Raw genomic sequence first — 17,062 nt, forward strand, 5'->3', positions numbered from 1 at the left:
GCGGGGCGTGGAGTAGGGGCACGGCCGCCGGTCTCGGTGGTCAGTCGCAGTCGTCGACGTCGACGCGCGGGGCCTTCGCCTTCGGCTTGGGCTTCGGCTTGGCCAGCAGGCCAAGCACGAGGACGGTGCCGACGGCCGCGGCGGCGGCACGGCGGGCGGGGTGGCGGGTCATCATGGGTTTCCGATCTCGTAGGCGTCGGCCGCTTCAGCGGCCTGGTCGGCAAGTGCCTGCTCGGCGCAGACCTTGTCCGCGGGTTTGCCGCGGGAGTCGCGCAGGTGGGTCGGTGATCCGCAGTAACGGCAGGGCAGCTGCTCCCACGACCAGTGCGAGGAGTCGCGCCAGTCGAGGAGCGTCCCGGGCACGTACTCCCGCTCCGGCGGCGCGCGACGACGCTGACGGCCGGTCACGGCGTCGACCCCGCGGCCTTGCGGCGCATCGCCGCGAGCCGCTGACGTCTCCTCCAGCCGAGACCGCCGCGCACGCCGTGCTTCACATCGCCGGTCCGCAGCGCGTCATCGAGGCACGCCATCCGTACCGGGCACGACCGGCAGATCTGCTTGGCGTACGTGACGCCCGCTGGGGTCTCGTCGTCCATGGCGGACCACTGGCCGACACACGCGGCCTGGTGGATCCACTGGCCACGGCCGGGCAGGGTGTCGGGGGCGTAGCGGGACGGCCTGCTCATACCGCCTCCCGCGTACGAGGCCGGGCCGCGACCCGCATAGGCCCGTCACGCAGACAGTCAGCAGCCACACATGCCTCGCGGTCACACGTCCTGACCACGGACCCGACAGGCGCACGGCCATGAACGGCTCGGAACGCCAGCTGGTGGACCGTGTACGAGGTGCCCCGCACGCTGATGAGACGGCGCCGGTCGACCCACGCCACGTGCCCGTCGCCGGGCCGGGTGTGCTGCTCGTAGATGTGCCGCAGCAGGAGGAACGTGTCGCCGGTGGCGTCGGCCACAGCGCGGGCCGCGACACCGCCCGCGTCGCGGAGCAGGTTCGAGCGCTGCCGCGGGGTGTAGCCGCCGCGGATGCCCCATTCCTCAGGCTCGTCGTACGCGGCGGTCAGGCACACGGCGCGGACCGGGCACCTGTCGCACACGCGGCGGGCCTGTTCGATCTGGGCTGCGTCGCGGATGGCGTCGTTGACGTAGAAGATCTCTGGGTCGACGGCGGTGTCGGCGCAGGCGGCCTGGTCGCGCCAGTCGGCGGGGCGGTGGGCGCCGAGCCCGTAAGCGGATCGTCGGCTCATGCTCCCTCCCTGCTCGCCGCGGGCCGTCGGCCGGGCTTGGCCTTGGGCAGTCCGAGTGCTCGGCGGGTAGGCGCGACGGTCTTGGTGGCGTCGACGCCGAGGCGACGGGCGATGGCCCGGTCGGAGAGTCCGGCGTGGAGGAGCTCGACGACATCCGGGCGGATCTTCATGAGCGGGTCACCGCCTCGCGGTCGGGCCACTGCACCCCGCCGAGCGCCGCCCGGTGCCCGTCCGGCACCTCAGCGAGGGGCTGGCCGAGCCAGTGCAGGCCCATCGCCCGCAGCACGAGCGAATCCGCCTCGTTGTCGTTCGGGAGGATCGCCCCGTACCGGCGCTGGGCTGCGTCGAGGACGGCCGCCTTGCGGCTGTTGCCCTTGCCCGTCGCGTACTTCGCCCGGGACATCGGCGGCACGACGGCCACGGGGATCTCGCGGTCGACCAGGGCGCCGACGATGCACCACCACAGCCCGGACAGGTCGTGGTGCCCGGCCTGCCCCATGGAGGCGTGGGAGGGTCCTTCGACGCAGGCGAGGTCGACGGTGCCGACCTCGTCGAGGGCGCGGCCGACGATGTACTTCTGGCGGGCCCGGCGGTTGGGGATGGAGTCGGCGCGGCGGCCCTTGGTGCGGATGCAGGTGGTGCCGCCGAGGGTGGCGATGCCTGTGCCGGTGAGGCTGATGTCGAGCCCGGCGACGCGGTAGAGGCGGGGCCGGGGCCCGGCCGCCGCGGGTGCGGCCGGGTCGCCGACGGGGAGCAGAGTGCATTCAGACACGGGGCGCCTCCTCGCGGGGCGGGTTGTTGAGACCGATCGCGTTGCACAGCGCCCGCAGATCAGCCAGGGACCGGGCATGCCGGAGCACGAACCGGGACGCCGCCACCCGCTGCTCGCGGGTGGCCTCGCCCGGGGCGAGGGCGGCGACGGTGTCGATGTCGAGCTGGCCGGTGCTCACGAGTCACCTGCCGTCGTCGACGAGCACGTCCAGCAGGTGCGGGTGCCGTTGCGGTTCATCGCGTGCGCCGTCTCGCTCTCGCACTCCGCGCAGTGCGCCACCTCCGTGCCCACGACCTTTTCGGAGCGCAGGAGCAGGGCGAGGGTGTCCTCGTCAGTGACTCCGCACGCGACGGGGCCGGCGGGCGGATCGATCGGGACGTCGGGCAGGAGGAGGGGCCGGGGCCGGTGGCGTCCGGTCGGCGCGACGATCTGCCGGAGGACTCTGAAAGGGCTGGTCACGGCGCGTCCATCTCCTTCATGACGTCGGGGCGGGGCGCTCGGCGCCAGGCGAGGACGGCGGGTGCCGTCACCCCGCAGGCGTCGTCGAGCCGGGCCTGAAGCAGCGCGTTGTCGCGTGCGGCGCGGGCGAGGTCGGCCCGGTAGCGGGCACACGCCCGGACGAGGCGGTCGATACGGTCGGCCTGGCCTTCGATGTCCGCGTCGTGCGCGCCCTCGGCCGCGAGCAGTCGCTCAATCCGCTCGGCCAGGGCCGTGTTGCGGCCCGCGGTACGGACGGCGGCGGCGCGCTGCGCGGCAGCCTCCGCACGGGCAGCATCGCGCTCAGCGCAGGCCGCATCCCGCCCGGCCTCAGCGCACTTGGCCCGCACCTCCAGCGTGAAGACGCGCCAGTACCGGCGGTGGAGGACTCGCTTCAGACCCCACATCAGCGACCACCGCCCTGACGTGGCGCGGGCACGAGTGGCCATTCGACACGGACGCCGTCGGCCTGGTGCTCCTTGCCGGGCGTACGCCGGAAGTACGACGCCAAGCTCTCGGCCTGACGCTTCGCCCACGCCACCTGAAGCTCATGCAGCTCGGCGAGCGGCAGCCGCCCCAGGTCCGGCAGCGTGCTGCCCAGCCGCCACACGACCCGGCACGCCGCGATCGCGTCCGCGTCCGCACTGTGCGCGCCGTCGAGCGGCACCTCGTAGTGGCGGCACAGGTCCACGAGCTTCCGTCCGCCGCGCCGGTACGGATCGATGTGCTTGTCCAGCACCCGCGGGTCCAGCACGAGCGGAACGGCCCGCGCCCACAGGGACTTGACGCCGTGCCGCTCACGCTCACGATCGAGCAGCGTGAAGTCGAAGGCGGCGTTCATCACCACGATCGGCACCCCGGCTTCGGCCGCCTCGACGAGCGCGTCGGTGACCTCGGCGACGACCTCGGCCGCCGGGCGTCCCTCTGCGCGCGCCTTCTCGGTGGTGATGCCGTGGATGGCGGCGGCCTCTGCCGGGATCTCCACGCCGGGGTCGGCGAGCCACGTGGCGGACTCGGTCGGCGCGCCGCCACCGCAGGCGACGACGCACGCTGTGACGATGCGGGCGCTCTCGACATCGACGCCCGTCGATTCAAGATCGAAACCGGCCATGCGGTTGGTGGGCCAGCTCATGAGCCACCGCCCGTGCGCTCCATGTACATCCGGCCGCCGATCGAGTCGAGCGTCTCCAGCTCGCCCGTCTCGTTCTGCACGCGGGAGTTGAGCATCCGCAGGCTGTCGAGCTCGTCGCGGATGATGCTCAGGCGCTGCGGGCTCGTCTTCGGGTCGAGGATCTCGTCGCGGTACTCCTCGGCCGACCGGATCCGGGCCTCGCCGCGGTCGATGTACACCGAGTCGGGGTCCGGGTCGCCGGTGGGGACCATGCCCGCGGTCAGGAGCAGCACGCGCAGTGCGACGCTCTGCGCCTTCGCGGTGCCCTTGTCGGCGGAGTCGAGGGCTTCACCGGCGGACTGCGCGGTGAAGTGGTCGCCCTTCGGCCCGTAGATCGTCCAGGTGACGATGACGGTGCACTCGCGCTGGATCTTCTTGTTGCTGTTGGTGAAGTCCCGGTACGAGGCCTGCACATCGGAGGGGATGACGAGGACTCCGTGGCGGCGCAGCACCGGGGCGAAGGCGTTCACGGTCCGGTCGACGCCGCGGAAGTTGTACCGCGTGCCCGCGGCGTTGTACTGCTCCCTCTTGCTGATGCCGCGGATGTCGTCCATCACGCGGGACCAGGCGACGACGGCCGACACCTGCTCGGGTCCCTCGGGCCCGGGCCCTTCGATGTCGATGTCGGGCAGCGGCTCGGCCGCCAGCGTCGGCGGGGTGTACGGCGCCTCGGGCTCCGTACCGGTGGCGGCCTGCTCGGCTCGCTCGGTCAGGGACGTCATGCGGCGTACTCCTCACGCACGTACTTAGGGATGGCGATGCGGTCGTGGGCCTTGTCGGCGACGCACGCGCGGTAGGCCTCGGGGTACTCCTCAGCGAGGCGGGCCAGGTCGGGTGTCTTCTTCGAGGACTGCTCGATGGAGAAGAAGGGCCGATCCTGGACGTGTGCGGCCTGCGCCCCGCCGAGTGCTGCGAGGAGCGCGGCGTACTTGGCCTTCCGCTTCTTCTCCGCGGCGCTCTTCTCCGCGACCGCTTCGAGGTATTCCGTCATCGCGTCGAGCGCGTCGACGTCGCGGTCCAGGACGGCGATGCCCTCACGGTCGGGGTGCAGCCGGTCGTACAGCTCGATCAACGCGTCCGGCGGCTCCTGCCCGGACACTTCCGGGGCCCGGCCGGGCACGATGTGCTCGTGCCACAGCCGTCCGGCCTCGGCGTTGAGGAACGCGACGAGCCGCACGTGCTCTTCGCGGCGCACGGTGTACTGCCGGTAGTCCTGGCCCCCGATCAGGCACACCACGTGGATGTGGTCCAGGCCCGTGACGAGGATCTGCCACAGCACCTGCGCGAGGACGTCGTCGGGTGGCCCCTGGCGCCAGAGGTTCGCGACGAACGCGTTGCGCGTCTTCACTTCGAGGGCGCACAGCGACCGGACGGACCGGTCGAGAGGGCACTCGGCGCACAGCCGGTCCAGGGTGCACATCTGCCACGGCTCGTCGACGTTCGCGATCAGGCCGACGGGCTCGACGACGGTGCGGTTGCGGCGTGCCCAGTCGCGGGCGAGCGGGTCCTCGAAGAGCACACCGAAGTGCGCGGCCTCGCTGAACTCATCGTCGTGCGGGAGGCGTCCGCGCTTGTCGTGGAAGACGTGCAGCGGGGTCTTGAAGCCGGAGAGGTTCATGACGGCGGGGAGGTCGCTGCTGCCGATGCCTTGTCGGCGGGCGTCGAGCCACTCTTCGCGTGGGGTGTCGTGGTGGAGGATGAGGCGGCCGGTCGGGGTGACCCGGCGGCCGGCGGCCGGGGCCGTGGTGGCCCCGGCGCGCACAGTCGTTTCACTCACGCGGCACCTCGCAGGGGCTGGCACGAGCAGCCCGTCGACACACTCGGGTCGCAGTGCTCCTCGTGCCGCAGCGGCACGGGCGCGGGCGGGCGTAGGGCGGTGGTCGGCCAGACCTCCTGGCCGTACGCGGCCTCATGGCGGGCGGCGATCGCCCGGGCCCCGGCACGCCCGGCCAGGACTTCACCGCGCCGGATCTGCGCCAGGACGCGCTCAGTGTCGGACTGCCGGATCATGCGCCCGCCTCCGCGTCGTACTCGGTGGCGACCATGACGCGAGACACCATGTAGTCGGTGGTCTCCTCGGCGCCGTCCTGGCCGACGACCAGCTCGTGCGGGACGTCCGGGTCGGAGTCGTCGGCGATCCAGCCGAAGACCCAGCCCTCGTACTCCGGGGAGTGCTTGAGCGCGTCGGCCGCGCAGTGCTCGCGGGCGGCCGCCAGGGTCGTGTACATCCCGAGCGCGTGCCTGCCCCACGCGGCCCGGTAGACGTACGCGACGCCGGAGGCCGTCTCCAGCTGCGCGGGGGCAGGGGCCTGTGCGGCGAGAGCGAGCGTCGCGTACACCTGTGCCTCGGCGATGGTGCGGTCCGCCTCAGGGTTGTGCCCCTCGAAGGTGGTGTCCTTACTTTCGCGAGCGAGGGCGAGCAGGCGCAGAGCTTCACGGGCGTGGTGCTCGGCGGTCATGAGCGGCCGTCCTTCCTGGTGGCGAGGAGGTAGTAATGGCCGTCCGCGGGCCCGTGCTGGGTGAGGTGGCCGCGCCGGTGCAGCTCGGCCAGATCCCGCCGGGCAGTACCGCGCTGCGGCGCGCCCCACCCGGGGCTGCGGTACAGGGCGTGGACGCGGGCGGTGGTCCAGCGGCCGCCGCTGCTGCCGATGTGGTTGAGGAGCCGCGCGAGTCGGGCTTCCTGCCCGCGGGCACTCATGCGGCACCGCCCTTCGGCGTCTCAACGCCCGCAGCCTCGCGCCACGCGCAGGTGTCGGCGTTGATGTGTGCCACGGCGGACCCGCGGTCAGGGTTCGAGAGGGCGGTCGCGGCGGCGAGAGCGAGCGTCGCGTGCACCTGCGCGGCAGCGATCACCTCGGCAGTGCCGTCCTCCACGAGGATGGCGCCGTGCTCGGTCGTGATGGCGGAGAGGATCTTCTGGGCCTTGCGGTAGTGCTCGGGGCCGGTCATGCGGCACCGCCGATCCCGCGCTGCTCGGGCAGCGGGGTCTCCGCGAGGTGCGCGCGGGTACGGGCGTGCGACGGGTGCTTGATCAGCGACGCGCCCTTCGACGGACGCTCGGCCCGCGCCGGGTTGAACCGGGACAACGCCGTGATCGCCTCGTCCAGCTCATCCCGCAGCCGCAGAGCCGCCGCCAGATCCACCTCGACCTGCGCGTCATCCATCGCCGCCGCGTCCTCGACCTGCTCCACGAGCGCGTCCAGCTCGCCCTCACGCGGCGAGGCCACGGCCTCGGCGAGCGCATCAAGCTGCGCGATCACGTCGTCCCGCGCCTCGTCGTCCGACGCCCACGTCGCGACGAGGGAGACGAGGGTGTCGTGCCGGATCTGGTCCACGCGGAGGATCGCGGCGAGCGCGTCGGCGCGGAGGGAGAAGGACAGCTGCGGATTCGTCGACTCGTTCATCGGTCGCCCTCCGCGTGGATCTCGGGCTGACCGGAATCGTCGCGGAACACGTTCCACTCGCCGTCGATGTTCAGCGACTGGTTGTGCTTCAACGAAGCGCACTGCCAGCAGAGCGTCGGGGTCTCCGCTTCGAGGGCCGCTTCTTCGAGCTGCTCGACAGTCGCGCCCTCGGGCGCCTCGAACTCGACGACGCAGGAGGCGGCTTGCGTCAGGATCGCGCGGTACTTCATCGGACGGCACCCTTCGGGGCTGTGAGGATCAGGAGGAGAGCGGCAGCCGACAGGGCGGCGCGGGCGTACGCCTCACGCGCAGCGGCCGGGGTGGCACGCAGCCACGCAGGGACCAGACACTCGGCGTTGACCAGCAGCAACCACGGCACCAGCGACGCCGCGAACACGCTGACCGCGAGGCAGATAGCGGCGGCGATCTCAGACGGGGACTCGTCGATCACTCGTCGGCCTCCTCGTCGTACGCGGAGGCGATCTCCAGAGGCGTCACGACGTAGCCCGTGCACGTCTGGACAGGCACGTCGTTGCCGTCGCAGTACTCGACGTCGAAGTACGTCAGCTCTTCGGGGCTGAACGCGTCGTCGTCGGTGTCGGGCACCCACGAAACGAGGCCGGTCGCACCCTCGCGCGTGGCGAGCGCCTCGCAGTGCGCGACGGCCGCCTCACGGTTGGAGTACGTGCCGAGGACGATCCCGGAGTCCGGGTGCTCCGCGCGGTACACGATCACCGGGGGCTCGTCGGCGGGCTTGTCCTCGCGGAGGGCCTGCGTCGGCGCGAGCAGCCGCGTCAACTTGTCCGCCGACTCCTGCACCGACGGACCCCGCCCGGCCTCCAGCTCAGCAACCCGAGCCAGCAGCCCGTCCCGCTCCGCCTCGACATCCATCAGACGCCGCAGCAACGGACCCGCCCGCTCGCCCATCCAGCCGCGAAGGTTTCCGCAGAAGATGTCCTCGTACGCCGGGTGCTCGTGCTCCTGGCAGTCCCGCAGCGTCTCCGCCATCGCGACCACCAACCCGGCCGTGGCCGGGGCCGTGTCGGCGAGCAGCACGGCGATCCGGTCCCGCTCCTCCGGATACAGCTCCGACGCCCGCTCCGGCGCCTCCTCCCGCAGACGATCCAGCGCGGCACGCAGCACCTCGGCGAACGGCGACCCCGGGCCCACCGGCACCGGCAGCACATCCGCCGAACCCGCGATCCCGCGCTCCGCCAAATCCGCCAGCGTCGCCAGCACGAACTCCGGGGCACCCAACACGGCGCCGTCCATCGCGTACAGAGCACGCCCATCCACCGTCACCGCACGCCGCAACCACACGACGCCGTCTCGGGTGTTGACCACGATCGGGTCATGCGACGTCGGGGCGCTCATGCGGCCACCGCCGCGCGGATGTACGCCATGACCGACTCGCCCATCGGCACCGGCACCGACACCCGCACCGGCACCGACGACCCATCCGCGCGCGTCGGCGTTGTGGTGAGGAGCGTCCACAGCTCCAGACCGTCACCGGCCGAGCTCACGTGGACGATCCCGCCCCGGGCCCGCAGCCACTCGCCGAGGTCGTCCAGGTCGGCGACCGTGACGAACACGGCGTCGGCCCGCGAGATCAGAGTGGGCGCAGGCAGGGTGTGGAAGTCGAGCATCGCCTCCACGGCGACGCGGTTGTCACTGATCAGCCCGAACTCGCTGAGCGGTCGGACGATAGGCTCCGCTTTCACGGTGACCTCATTTCTTCTGGTGGTGAGGCGCCGAGTCGTGGGGGTCCGCCGGGCCTGGCAGTCGGGCGGCCCCTGCGGCGCGTGAAGGGGTCAGTCAGTGGCGGCCGGGCGCCGGCGGCTTCGCCGCGGTCGGCTGCGGCCGTCGACCTTGTTGCGCTGCATGGCGGCGATCTCCGCAAGATCGGCGTCGCTGAACATCAGCTGTCCGGCCATCCGGTGGCAGGGGAACTTCGGCCCGTCCGCGGGCTTCCGGTTCACGCCGCGGCGCAGCCAGTCGATGCCGCGTGTGTCCTCGGGGTCGGCCGGGTCGTTGAGGCCGAGGCGCTCAGCGGCCTGCTTGAGGTTGTAGAAGTTCTCCAGGACGGGCTCAGAGGCCTTCTTCTTGCTGGGGGGAGCCTTCGCGGCGGGCATGCGTTTCCTCTCGCGCCGCCGCCGTCGCCGGGGCGAGGAGGCGGTCGTCGTCGTCGGGCACGTCAAGGACGGTGCGCAGGCGCAGGTACGTGGGGGGCCGCACGCTGTCGCGGTGACCGGTTTCGAGCTGGCTCAGATACGGCCTGCTGATCGCCGCGCGGGCCGCGCAGTCGTCCTGAGTCATGCCGAGAGCCATGCGACGGGTGCGGATAGCCGTCCCGTCCACCTGGAAGGTGGCTGGGGGTCTGTGCATGTGATGAAGCTAGCGGCTACCTCTAGAGATTTCTAGAGAAACTCGCCAGTAATCTCTAGTAATCTCTAAATCTCTCTACCTTGGGGGGCGGATTCTGGCTGGCCGGCGCCAAGATTGGGTCATCGCTCCGGGTGCTTCTGGCGGTAGCTAGAGGTAGCTGCGATGATTGGCGGCATGGCGCCCCCCAGCGATCACACCGACCGCCACCTGCAGAAACTCGCCGCGCTCATCACGCAGCGGCGTGTCGCACTGGGCCTGACGAACAAGGAAGCGGGCGCGGCTCGATGCGGCCTCTCGCCGATGACGTACCGGAAGATCGAGGGTGGCGAGCGCGTGACCGACACGTCGTACGCCAAGCTGGAGATCGGCTACGGCTTTCGCCCGGGCGCGTGCAGGGAGGTTCTCGACGGGGCCGACTCGATCACCCTGGAGGACGGCACCGAGTTGATCGAAGGCGGCCAGATCCGGGACCACGTGGATCCGGCCCGGCTCGCCGAGGTGACGCCGGGTGCCCTAACGAAATCTGCGAGCCTGCATGCGCCAGAGCTAACACTCGGTCAGATTGAATCGATCGCCGGGGGGTTCATGGAGGAGCTGCGAAGACTCGGCGTCGTACCGAAAGAGGACTGATCTGCACTCCTTGGCGTACAACCATTCGTGCGTAATCGAATCGTGACTCTATGGAGCTGATGAAACCTCAACATCCCCCTCCCGCCCGGCCGTTCCGCATGCAACTCTGACGGTCCACCTGGGGGGTTCTCCGAGTAGTGGAGGGGGACCTATGGCGACGGTCATAATCTACGATCGGCCCGGCTTCACGGCCCACGTGCTGGTCATCAAAGGACAGATCGTCTGTGGACTGGCCCCAGCAGCCGCCACCGACGCGGGAATTCAGGCTCGCGTCAGACGGCTGATGAAGGGCCAGGGGATCGACTGCAGAGAGTGCGGCGGCTGCCCAGTCGGCCGGACGCGCTAGGCGCAGTCAGTACGCGGAAGCCGGTGGTAGGGGTGCCTGCCGGCACATCCGCCCAAGCCCGTTTCTTTCCGGGGGGGCGCATGCCTTACGTGGAGGTGCGCGGAAACTCGATCCGCGTGAAGTGGTGGGCTGGCGAGTACAAGCTCGACGGAGACGGCCGCCCCACGAAGACGAAGAAGTACGAGTCCGCCAGCGGGCCCGAGCCGGGCATCCCGTTCGAGGATGAAGACAAGGCCTACAACTTCGGGCTGGACCGCGAATACGACGTCCGGCACGGCAAGCACATCCCGCGGGCCGACTCCCAGACGCTCATGGAGACGTACGTCTGGCTCTGGTTCGAAGCGGCATCCCTGAGGCCGAACTCGCGCAAGACCTACAAGTCGATGCTCAACTCCGTGATCGTGCCGCACTGGGGGCAACGCCCTGTCGGAGCCATCTCGGCACTCGAATACGACCTCTGGAAGGCGCAGATCGAGAAGAGGTACTCGGAGAACTACGCCGACGGGCTGCGAGGCCTGTTCCGCATGCTGATGGAAGACGCGGTCCTCAAGTACAAGCTGCGTACCGACTCCCCGATCATCGAGCAGCGCCGCCGCGGCAAGTACACGAAGAAGAAGACCCGCCGCGAGAAGTCGGACCTGCCCATCGGCGCCATCCACAAGGCGGCCGTGAACGCCTACCACGTGTGGGGCTTCACGGGGTGGACCTACATCTGGACCATAGCTTTCACGGCCATGCGCCCGCCCGGCGAGATGTACGGGCTGCAGCGCGGCTACTCCTCGCCCCACTGGCCGGCCTCTGACTCCGACCGGAAGCGGCGGGAAGAAGGCCTGAAGAGGTACACCAAGAACGGCTTGCACGCCATCCGGGTGCAGCACCAGCTGTACAAGGTGGAGGGCAAGCCCACGCTCGCCGGGCCGAAGTACGAGTCGTACCGGACGCTGGTGATCCCTCCCTGCCTCCACGAGATGCAGTGCGCGCTGCTGGCGTCGCACGATCAGCCGTTCACGTTCCTGTCGCTGATGGGCAAGCCGCTGCTCGGGGTGCGGTTCGACCGGGACTACTGGCACCCGATCCGGGACGGGGCGGACGAGCGGAAGTCGCGCAAGGGGTACGAGCGTTTCACCCGGCCGAAGCTGCTTGCGGTGGAGGATCTGGCGGGGGAGGACATCTACCGACTGCGGCACTGGCACCGGGAACTGCTGGACGAGCCGGGCGCGGACATCGCGCGGGTGGCGAAGGAGGCTCGGCTGGGGCACGAGCTGCCGGGCGTCGAGGGCGTGTACAGCAACGTGACGCTGGCGATGGAGATGCGTATCGTCGAGTACCTGCAGGGAGTCTGGGAGACGTTCCTCGCGACGGGGCCGTGGTTGCCGCCGTTTCCCATGCCTCTCCCAGATGATCACCGATCTGGGGTTCCTTCCCTGTTCAGTGACTTTCCCATCCTTGAGGGCGACTGATGAAGTCCATGAACCGGCACATGGGGAAGGTCGACTTCAAGGAGGCACCTGGCCCCTCGGCCTCCCCGGACGGCTCTGGCCCCTCGGCCTCGTCGGACTCCTCGGGTGGCTCCGAGGGGGCTGAGCCTGCGGCCTCCGGCGCGGCGGGCGCCTCCGGCGCGGGGAGCGAGGGCGGCAAGGGAGCCTGAGGCTTCTGGTGGGGCGCACGGGGCAGGTCGTCCGGCGCGCCCCTCTCGGGGGCTCCGCCCCCGGACCCCCGTATCGGCGCTCCGCGCCTCGTCCTCAATCTCCCCCAAGCTCTTAAGGAGCAGGGGGGACCCCCACGACGGGCTGAAAGACTCACCGCGAGTGGTCCGCCAGTGACAGCAGCAGGTGTGCCGACTCCGGGCGCAGGTGGTCGGAGTGGGCGCCTGCGGGGCCGCGGCCGTGGGTGAAGACCTCGCTTGCGTCGACGTTGACGAAGTGGTGGTCGAGGGTGGTGTGCGGGTACGGCTCGGTGGTGTCCCGCATCCGGATGCCCGAGACGGGTGCGGGAGCCGTTCCGATGCCCGCGTAGCCGATGCCCGCCCGTTTCTCGGCGCGCAGGTGCCAGAAGCCCGTGGCGCGGTCGTGCTGGGAGTACGTGGCCACGACCGGCCCGTGCAAGGGCGCCCCCGCGAGCGCGGTGAACGTGGCCGCGAAGGCGTCACGCGCCGCCGCCATCTGCAACAGCAGCATCGAGTCGACGGTGAACGGCCGCCCCGGCGGCGCGGGCATGCTCCACCCCAGCGTCCCGCCCGGCGGCGCCGCCGCCCACTGCACCGCCTCGCACAGCAGCCGGCAGCCGAACGAATGCCCCACGAGGTGCAGGTACTGGCCGCCGCGGTTGGCGAGGACGGGCGCGGCGTACGGGTCGCCCCTGTGGGTGTCCAGGTATCCCAGGAGCTGTGCGATCACGCGGGCCGCGTGCCCCTCGGTGCCCATGGCATGGGCGCGGTCGCGGATGCGGCGGTAGCCGCCGAGGGAGGGCAGCGAGCGCGACGGCCAGCGGACCAGGACCGGCCACGGGGCGAAGCCACGGTGTGCGGGGGTGGCGCGCCGGAGCTGCGGATACAGCTCCGCCTGTTCGTCCCGCTGCCGCTCCACCAGGTCCATCAGCGTCCGCAGCGCCCCCAGCGCCGACGCCTGCGAGGTCTGCCACCCGTGGACGTAGACGACGATGTCCGTCGCCCAGGGCGGGGGCGTCAGGCGTTGTGCGAGGTACGCGTCCAGGCCTGGCGGCGGCACGGGGCGCGGACCGTCGCGGGTGGGCCGCAGGGGCCAGCCGGTCGCGTCCAGGTCGACGACGGCGACACGGCCGTCCCCGTACTGCTCTGTGGAGTCCTCGTTCACGCTGTGCGCTCCAAGCGGCTGTCCATGCCGCTGTGCAGGGCGTACGCGAAGCCCAGCGGGTTGTGGCAGGTGTCGGCGAAGTGGCGGGACAGGGCGTGGGCGATGTCGCCCGCCGTCTCCCGTCCGGTCAGGTAGCGGGTGACGAAGGCGAGCGCGTACTCGGCGGCGAAGCGCTGGGGCATCTCGATCTGGGGGCCGAGGATGCCGCTCGCGCCCGCGTCGAACAGGGCCCTGCCGAGGTAGGCCAGGTCGGCGTTGCCGGGGAGCCCCGCGTAGCAGGCGTTGAGCAGGACGAAGGGGCGGAACGGCACGCAGGAGTGCGGGGGCGGGCGGTGGGCGCGCAGGCTGTGCGCGTCGATGGCCCGCTGGTCGGTCAACTTCAGGACGAGGTAAGGGGGTTCGTCGCCGGACGTGGTGAAGTGGCCGTGGCACCAGAAGTACATCAGCTGCTCGTCGAGGAGGGTGTCGCCGAGGGCGCGTTCCAGCTGGTCGCGGGTGGTGCGCTCGACGAGGTCGCCGCCGTCGGCGAGGGCGGTGGCGACGTCGGCGGCCCGGGTCAGGCCCTGTGCGTCGACGCCCGTGTCGTGGTTGAGGCTGACCGTGGGGGCGGAGCGGGGCGGCGGGTCGCGGTCGTCGGCGACGCGGGCGTAGGCGTTGCCGCCGGTGTGTTCGAGCTGGTGGCGGTAGCCGAGGAAGCGGTCGAAGAGGCTCTCGGGGCCCGGCCCCGGGTCCTCGTCCGGCGTGGCGGGCAGACACAGCATCGGCCACGGCAGGTACAGGTCCGAGTGGAAGCGGATCCGCAGCGGCCGGTCGCTGCCGAGGACGTCCGTCAGGAAGCCGCGGAAGAGCTTCAGCTCCTCGGACTCGCCGCCGAGGAGGACGTCGTAGAGCAACTGGGTGCCGTCCAGGGCCAGCCGGGCGAGCGCGGCCCGCAGTTCGGCCGATGGCCGGTCGGTCAGGTCGATGAGGGAGGCGTACGGGAGCGGGGTGGTCCCGGGGGCCGGGCGGCCCGTCGCGTCCAGCGGCTGGAGCGCCACGAACTCGTCCTTCCACACCTGCCGCAGCCGCGCCGCCACCGAACGGACCTCGCGGGGGCGGACGTTGAGCGTCACCGTGTGCTCGGAGCCGCTGAGGGAAGGGACCTCCGGTCCGTACATCCGGGCCTGCACGGGCTCGTCCTCGCGGCGCGCGTCGAGGCCGACGACGACGTCCGGGTGGCGGATGACATGCCGGGGGAGCCGGGTGAAGCCGAGGCTGGGGTCGTGTGTGACGCGCGTCGGGAGTTCGTGGGCCATGGGTCCTAGGCCCTCCGCAGCGCTTCGGGCGAGAGCGCGTCCCGCGGGCCGCCCGGGTCGTCGGTGACGTCGATGTACGTCTCGACCTGCTGCAGGACGGTGGCCGTCGCGGAGTCCTCCACCGTGAAGAGGAGTCGGTGGCGGCCCGCCCTGCGCGGCGTGAACAGGAACTCGGCGCCGTCCGGGTCTTGGGAGGAGGGCTTGAGCGTCAGGGCGTGCGCGGGTTCGACGTCGGCGGCCGTGAGGGGGGTCGCGCGGGCGGTCAGCCAGGGGAGGTCGGGGGTGGGGGCGGACCAGGGGTGCCGCGGGCCGGGGTCGACGTGGAGGGTGATGCGGGACGCGGTGCCGGGGGTGGAGTCGTCGTCGAGGAGGGTGAGGCGGATGTGGGAGAGGGGGGTGGGGAAGGGGGTGAGGTTGTCGGCGCGGGTGCCCGGTTCGGGGATGAGGTGGCGGGCGGTGAGGGGGATGCCTTGCGGACGGCTGCCGGGGCGGACGGCGCTCCAGCGCAGCGACATGGCCCACTCCTCACCGCAGGGGTCACCGATGGCCTCGAACTGGCGTTGGGCGTTCCGGTACAACCCGGCCGCGGCCGACTCCCAGATCAGCCCGTCCCCCAGCCACATGTTCGCCAGCTCCAGGGTGTTCCAGGCCTGGCCGTGGCGGCAGCCGGACTGTTGGAAGCGATCCATCGCCGCTTGGAGCTGGGCCTCCTTCGTCCGTGGTGGCGCAAGACCGGCGAACGGCAGGAGCGCGCGACAGTGCTGTGCCCAGGCGTGGCCCAGCTGGTCGGGGACGTCAGACAGTTCCTGTTCCGCCATGCGGGCCAGCGGGGCGGCCCCCTCCCGGTCGCCGGACGCGTCGTGGGCCAGGGCGAGATGCAGGTGCGTCCACCCCTTCCCGCGCGCGTCGCCGTTCGACAGGTGCAGGCCGAGTGCCGTGCGCAACTGGTGGAGTGCCTCCGTATGGTTCCCGAACAGCACTTGGTTCCGGCCGAGTTCGGTCTCGGTCCAGGCCTGGCCCTGACGGTCGCCCAGCTCCATGAACATGTGCCGGGCGACCTCCAGGCGCTTCTGTGCCTCCTCCAGGTCGCCGCGCACCATCCGCAGCCGCCCGTAGTGGTGGATGGCCCAGGCCTCGCCCCGTGCGTCGCCCCGGACCTGGTGGGCTTCCACGGCGCTGCGCAACAGCCTTTCGGCTCCCTGTAGTTCACCCATGTCGCACTGGACGGCCGCGCGGGTGTGCAGGGCCCAGCCGTCCGGCGGTACGGAGTCGGGGATGGCGTCGAGCGTGGCCACGGCCTCGCGCAAGTGGCCCGCGTGGCGGAGGGTGATCGCCTTGTGGACGGTGGCCCGCGGGGAGTCGAGGGTGGCCAGGGCCTCCAGGGCGGGAAGGGGACTGCCGGTCTCCCTGGCCGAGACGGCCGCCGTGAGCTTCAGCGGTTCCCAGTCCCCGGTGGCATGCCAGAAGGACTGCTTGAGCCGCAGCAGTCTGAACAGGCCGTGCCGTCCGACGAGTTGAGCTTCCAGCCGATCGGGCAGTGCGGCAGCCACCTCGTCCGCCCCGGCGCGGGAGAAGCGCGCCATGAGGTCGACGTACGCGTCCGTGCCGTCGCGTGGGTCGGTGAAGCCGTCGAGCACTGCCGTGGCGAGGTCGATGTACAAGCGAGTGCGGGCGTCCGTGCGTGGGGCCGGGCGTAGCCGGTACCGCTCTTGCCGCGTCTCCTGGAGCCGCCCGCTCGCGTACAGCTCCCGAAGTGCCCTCCGGACCCCGCTGGGGGGCCGCCGTGTCGTCCTCAGGAGCGTGGTCGCCACTTCCGCGTTGACCTCGTAGCCCTGCCAGCGTTCGAGCGACTTCAGCAGGGTCTGGGCCAGTGGGCTGGTGTCGGTTGTCCGGCTTTCCGGGGCATCCGTCACCTCGTAGGCGACCAACGGCACCTTGGGCGCTTCGTGCACGGCCTCGGAGACGGCGAGGACCCGGGAGTCCGTGCCTTGGACGAGCCGGTGGGCGAGCCGCAGCAGATCGGCTCCGGCCGCCCCGGAGGGCAGCCCGTCGAGCACCACCAGATGCCGCCGTTGCAGCAGCACGTCACGGCACGGCCAGATCAGCGCCTCCTCCAGCGCGGCGGGCTCGGCCAGCACCAGTCGGTACAGGGACTGCGGAGGGCGGCCGTCGAGCAACTGCTCAAGGAGCGGCAGCAGCACGAGGTCGGGCGTGGCGCCCGCAGCGCCGAGCGGCACCCAGCAGGGCGTGAACCGCGCCGTTTCCTCCCCCGCGTCCCGCGCCAGATGCGCAAGCCGGACCGCCTGCTGGTACGTTCCGGCGCCTGGTGCCCCGTACAGCTCCAGGATCGGGAGACTCTCACCGCCGGGCCGCAGGAACACATGCAGCGCGTCCGGCAGCTCCCCCACCTCCCGAGGCCCGTCGAACGGCGCCAGATCCTCCGGAAGCCACCCCTCCACGTACCCCACCCCCCGGACCGCCGCTCCCTCAACT

The 17,062-nt window shown here is 71.4% G+C and carries 29 protein-coding genes; 3 read left to right on the forward strand and 26 right to left on the reverse strand.

Features of this window, described 5'->3' with window-relative positions; all coding sequences use genetic code 11:
• Positions 1-40 precede the first annotated feature (40 nt).
• From OO63_RS47445 to OO63_RS34035, 23 genes are all read right to left on the reverse strand, one after another.
• Positions 41-175, reverse strand: a complete 135-nt coding sequence (locus tag OO63_RS47445; protein WP_267885473.1) for a hypothetical protein — start codon at positions 173-175, stop codon at positions 41-43.
• Entirely contained in the window at positions 172-408 is a 237-nt protein-coding gene (locus OO63_RS33935) for a hypothetical protein (protein ID WP_033264719.1), read from the reverse strand. The genes OO63_RS47445 and OO63_RS33935 overlap by 4 nt, the downstream gene beginning before the upstream one ends.
• Positions 405-686 carry a WhiB family transcriptional regulator gene (locus tag OO63_RS33940; RefSeq protein WP_030357939.1) on the reverse strand — a complete coding sequence of 94 codons (282 nt, stop codon included), beginning with the start codon at positions 684-686 and terminating at the stop codon, positions 405-407. The genes OO63_RS33935 and OO63_RS33940 overlap by 4 nt, the downstream gene beginning before the upstream one ends.
• Positions 683-1,258: a WhiB family transcriptional regulator gene (locus tag OO63_RS46150; RefSeq protein ID WP_063750491.1), complete on the reverse strand. Its 576-nt coding sequence runs from the start codon at positions 1,256-1,258 to the stop codon at positions 683-685. Before OO63_RS46150 ends, OO63_RS33940 begins: the two co-directional genes overlap by 4 nt.
• The gene (locus tag OO63_RS45720) at positions 1,255-1,428 is read right to left on the reverse strand and encodes a hypothetical protein (RefSeq protein ID WP_157854113.1); all 174 of its coding nucleotides are present in this window, start codon (positions 1,426-1,428) and stop codon (positions 1,255-1,257) included. The genes OO63_RS46150 and OO63_RS45720 overlap by 4 nt, the downstream gene beginning before the upstream one ends.
• Positions 1,425-2,030, reverse strand: a complete 606-nt coding sequence (locus tag OO63_RS33950) for a hypothetical protein (protein WP_051811432.1) — start codon at positions 2,028-2,030, stop codon at positions 1,425-1,427. Before OO63_RS33950 ends, OO63_RS45720 begins: the two co-directional genes overlap by 4 nt.
• On the reverse strand, positions 2,023-2,208 hold the full coding sequence (locus tag OO63_RS33955; protein ID WP_030357942.1) for a hypothetical protein: 186 nt from the start codon (positions 2,206-2,208) through the stop codon (positions 2,023-2,025). Before OO63_RS33955 ends, OO63_RS33950 begins: the two co-directional genes overlap by 8 nt.
• Complete coding sequence (locus tag OO63_RS33960; RefSeq protein WP_033264720.1) at positions 2,205-2,489, reverse strand: hypothetical protein; 285 nt, start codon at positions 2,487-2,489, stop codon at positions 2,205-2,207. Before OO63_RS33960 ends, OO63_RS33955 begins: the two co-directional genes overlap by 4 nt.
• The gene (locus tag OO63_RS33965) at positions 2,486-2,914 is read right to left on the reverse strand and encodes a hypothetical protein (RefSeq protein WP_051811433.1); all 429 of its coding nucleotides are present in this window, start codon (positions 2,912-2,914) and stop codon (positions 2,486-2,488) included. The genes OO63_RS33960 and OO63_RS33965 overlap by 4 nt, the downstream gene beginning before the upstream one ends.
• Positions 2,914-3,639, reverse strand: coding sequence for a 3'-5' exonuclease (locus tag OO63_RS33970; protein WP_030357944.1), 726 nt, complete (start codon positions 3,637-3,639; stop codon positions 2,914-2,916). Before OO63_RS33970 ends, OO63_RS33965 begins: the two co-directional genes overlap by 1 nt.
• Positions 3,636-4,400 (reverse strand): ERF family protein, encoded by a 765-nt coding sequence (locus OO63_RS33975; protein WP_234311123.1) that lies wholly within the window; start codon positions 4,398-4,400, stop codon positions 3,636-3,638. Before OO63_RS33975 ends, OO63_RS33970 begins: the two co-directional genes overlap by 4 nt.
• Entirely contained in the window at positions 4,397-5,455 is a 1,059-nt protein-coding gene (locus tag OO63_RS33980) for a YqaJ viral recombinase family nuclease (protein ID WP_030357946.1), read from the reverse strand. Before OO63_RS33980 ends, OO63_RS33975 begins: the two co-directional genes overlap by 4 nt.
• Positions 5,452-5,688, reverse strand: coding sequence for a hypothetical protein (locus tag OO63_RS45725; RefSeq protein WP_030357947.1), 237 nt, complete (start codon positions 5,686-5,688; stop codon positions 5,452-5,454). Before OO63_RS45725 ends, OO63_RS33980 begins: the two co-directional genes overlap by 4 nt.
• Positions 5,685-6,137, reverse strand: a complete 453-nt coding sequence (locus tag OO63_RS42625) for a hypothetical protein (protein WP_051811435.1) — start codon at positions 6,135-6,137, stop codon at positions 5,685-5,687. Before OO63_RS42625 ends, OO63_RS45725 begins: the two co-directional genes overlap by 4 nt.
• Positions 6,134-6,376, reverse strand: a complete 243-nt coding sequence (locus OO63_RS33995) for a hypothetical protein (RefSeq protein WP_030357949.1) — start codon at positions 6,374-6,376, stop codon at positions 6,134-6,136. Before OO63_RS33995 ends, OO63_RS42625 begins: the two co-directional genes overlap by 4 nt.
• Positions 6,373-6,627 carry a hypothetical protein gene (locus tag OO63_RS34000; RefSeq protein ID WP_030357950.1) on the reverse strand — a complete coding sequence of 85 codons (255 nt, stop codon included), beginning with the start codon at positions 6,625-6,627 and terminating at the stop codon, positions 6,373-6,375. The genes OO63_RS33995 and OO63_RS34000 overlap by 4 nt, the downstream gene beginning before the upstream one ends.
• Positions 6,624-7,082 carry a hypothetical protein gene (locus OO63_RS34005; RefSeq protein ID WP_030357951.1) on the reverse strand — a complete coding sequence of 153 codons (459 nt, stop codon included), beginning with the start codon at positions 7,080-7,082 and terminating at the stop codon, positions 6,624-6,626. Before OO63_RS34005 ends, OO63_RS34000 begins: the two co-directional genes overlap by 4 nt.
• Positions 7,079-7,312 carry a hypothetical protein gene (locus OO63_RS34010; protein WP_030357952.1) on the reverse strand — a complete coding sequence of 78 codons (234 nt, stop codon included), beginning with the start codon at positions 7,310-7,312 and terminating at the stop codon, positions 7,079-7,081. Before OO63_RS34010 ends, OO63_RS34005 begins: the two co-directional genes overlap by 4 nt.
• Complete coding sequence (locus OO63_RS34015; RefSeq protein WP_030357953.1) at positions 7,309-7,533, reverse strand: hypothetical protein; 225 nt, start codon at positions 7,531-7,533, stop codon at positions 7,309-7,311. The genes OO63_RS34010 and OO63_RS34015 overlap by 4 nt, the downstream gene beginning before the upstream one ends.
• Positions 7,530-8,456 (reverse strand): hypothetical protein, encoded by a 927-nt coding sequence (locus tag OO63_RS42630; protein ID WP_051811436.1) that lies wholly within the window; start codon positions 8,454-8,456, stop codon positions 7,530-7,532. The genes OO63_RS34015 and OO63_RS42630 overlap by 4 nt, the downstream gene beginning before the upstream one ends.
• Positions 8,453-8,803 carry a hypothetical protein gene (locus tag OO63_RS34025; RefSeq protein ID WP_030357955.1) on the reverse strand — a complete coding sequence of 117 codons (351 nt, stop codon included), beginning with the start codon at positions 8,801-8,803 and terminating at the stop codon, positions 8,453-8,455. The genes OO63_RS42630 and OO63_RS34025 overlap by 4 nt, the downstream gene beginning before the upstream one ends.
• 90 nt (positions 8,804-8,893) lie before the next feature.
• Complete coding sequence (locus OO63_RS34030; RefSeq protein WP_030357956.1) at positions 8,894-9,214, reverse strand: hypothetical protein; 321 nt, start codon at positions 9,212-9,214, stop codon at positions 8,894-8,896.
• The gene (locus OO63_RS34035; RefSeq protein ID WP_063750492.1) at positions 9,171-9,467 is read right to left on the reverse strand and encodes a helix-turn-helix domain-containing protein; all 297 of its coding nucleotides are present in this window, start codon (positions 9,465-9,467) and stop codon (positions 9,171-9,173) included. The genes OO63_RS34030 and OO63_RS34035 overlap by 44 nt, the downstream gene beginning before the upstream one ends.
• A gap of 162 nt (positions 9,468-9,629) precedes the next feature.
• On the opposite strand from OO63_RS34035, the gene OO63_RS34040 reads away from it, so the two are divergent.
• From OO63_RS34040 to OO63_RS34055, 3 genes are all read left to right on the forward strand, one after another.
• Positions 9,630-10,097 (forward strand): helix-turn-helix domain-containing protein, encoded by a 468-nt coding sequence (locus OO63_RS34040; protein WP_030357958.1) that lies wholly within the window; start codon positions 9,630-9,632, stop codon positions 10,095-10,097.
• Between the two features lie 426 nt (positions 10,098-10,523).
• Positions 10,524-11,903, forward strand: a complete 1,380-nt coding sequence (locus tag OO63_RS47450; protein WP_030357959.1) for a hypothetical protein — start codon at positions 10,524-10,526, stop codon at positions 11,901-11,903.
• Positions 11,903-12,091, forward strand: coding sequence for a hypothetical protein (locus tag OO63_RS34055; protein ID WP_051811438.1), 189 nt, complete (start codon positions 11,903-11,905; stop codon positions 12,089-12,091). Before OO63_RS47450 ends, OO63_RS34055 begins: the two co-directional genes overlap by 1 nt.
• Positions 12,092-12,242: 151 nt before the next feature.
• Here the strand turns inward: OO63_RS34055 and OO63_RS34060 are convergent, their stop codons facing one another.
• The 3 genes from OO63_RS34060 to OO63_RS34070 are packed head-to-tail and all read right to left on the reverse strand — an operon-like array spanning position 12,243 to position 17,028.
• Positions 12,243-13,274 (reverse strand): alpha/beta hydrolase, encoded by a 1,032-nt coding sequence (locus tag OO63_RS34060; protein WP_051811439.1) that lies wholly within the window; start codon positions 13,272-13,274, stop codon positions 12,243-12,245.
• The gene (locus OO63_RS34065; RefSeq protein WP_030357962.1) at positions 13,271-14,569 is read right to left on the reverse strand and encodes a CHAT domain-containing protein; all 1,299 of its coding nucleotides are present in this window, start codon (positions 14,567-14,569) and stop codon (positions 13,271-13,273) included. The genes OO63_RS34060 and OO63_RS34065 overlap by 4 nt, the downstream gene beginning before the upstream one ends.
• A 5-nt stretch (positions 14,570-14,574) precedes the next feature.
• Entirely contained in the window at positions 14,575-17,028 is a 2,454-nt protein-coding gene (locus tag OO63_RS34070; RefSeq protein ID WP_157854114.1) for a hypothetical protein, read from the reverse strand.
• Positions 17,029-17,062 lie beyond the last annotated feature (34 nt).

The organism is Streptomyces alboflavus, from assembly GCF_000716675.1.
GTDB classification, from domain to species: Bacteria; Actinomycetota; Actinomycetes; order Streptomycetales; family Streptomycetaceae; genus Streptomyces; species Streptomyces alboflavus.

Coding starts and splice junctions, on each gene's coding strand:
- OO63_RS47445 (WP_267885473.1), bottom strand. CDS start 175: ATGATGACCCGCCACCCCGCCCGCCGTGCCGCCGCCGCGGCCGTCGGC.
- OO63_RS33940 (WP_030357939.1), bottom strand. CDS start 686: ATGAGCAGGCCGTCCCGCTACGCCCCCGACACCCTGCCCGGCCGTGGC.
- OO63_RS46150 (WP_063750491.1), bottom strand. CDS start 1,258: ATGAGCCGACGATCCGCTTACGGGCTCGGCGCCCACCGCCCCGCCGAC.
- OO63_RS45720 (WP_157854113.1), bottom strand. CDS start 1,428: ATGAAGATCCGCCCGGATGTCGTCGAGCTCCTCCACGCCGGACTCTCC.
- OO63_RS33965 (WP_051811433.1), bottom strand. CDS start 2,914: ATGTGGGGTCTGAAGCGAGTCCTCCACCGCCGGTACTGGCGCGTCTTC.
- OO63_RS33970 (WP_030357944.1), bottom strand. CDS start 3,639: ATGAGCTGGCCCACCAACCGCATGGCCGGTTTCGATCTTGAATCGACG.
- OO63_RS33975 (WP_234311123.1), bottom strand. CDS start 4,400: ATGACGTCCCTGACCGAGCGAGCCGAGCAGGCCGCCACCGGTACGGAG.
- OO63_RS45725 (WP_030357947.1), bottom strand. CDS start 5,688: ATGATCCGGCAGTCCGACACTGAGCGCGTCCTGGCGCAGATCCGGCGC.
- OO63_RS42625 (WP_051811435.1), bottom strand. CDS start 6,137: ATGACCGCCGAGCACCACGCCCGTGAAGCTCTGCGCCTGCTCGCCCTC.
- OO63_RS33995 (WP_030357949.1), bottom strand. CDS start 6,376: ATGAGTGCCCGCGGGCAGGAAGCCCGACTCGCGCGGCTCCTCAACCAC.
- OO63_RS34000 (WP_030357950.1), bottom strand. CDS start 6,627: ATGACCGGCCCCGAGCACTACCGCAAGGCCCAGAAGATCCTCTCCGCC.
- OO63_RS34005 (WP_030357951.1), bottom strand. CDS start 7,082: ATGAACGAGTCGACGAATCCGCAGCTGTCCTTCTCCCTCCGCGCCGAC.
- OO63_RS34010 (WP_030357952.1), bottom strand. CDS start 7,312: ATGAAGTACCGCGCGATCCTGACGCAAGCCGCCTCCTGCGTCGTCGAG.
- OO63_RS42630 (WP_051811436.1), bottom strand. CDS start 8,456: ATGAGCGCCCCGACGTCGCATGACCCGATCGTGGTCAACACCCGAGAC.
- OO63_RS34030 (WP_030357956.1), bottom strand. CDS start 9,214: ATGCCCGCCGCGAAGGCTCCCCCCAGCAAGAAGAAGGCCTCTGAGCCC.
- OO63_RS34035 (WP_063750492.1), bottom strand. CDS start 9,467: ATGCACAGACCCCCAGCCACCTTCCAGGTGGACGGGACGGCTATCCGC.
- OO63_RS34040 (WP_030357958.1), top strand. CDS start 9,630: ATGATTGGCGGCATGGCGCCCCCCAGCGATCACACCGACCGCCACCTG.
- OO63_RS47450 (WP_030357959.1), top strand. CDS start 10,524: ATGCCTTACGTGGAGGTGCGCGGAAACTCGATCCGCGTGAAGTGGTGG.
- OO63_RS34055 (WP_051811438.1), top strand. CDS start 11,903: ATGAAGTCCATGAACCGGCACATGGGGAAGGTCGACTTCAAGGAGGCA.
- OO63_RS34065 (WP_030357962.1), bottom strand. CDS start 14,569: ATGGCCCACGAACTCCCGACGCGCGTCACACACGACCCCAGCCTCGGC.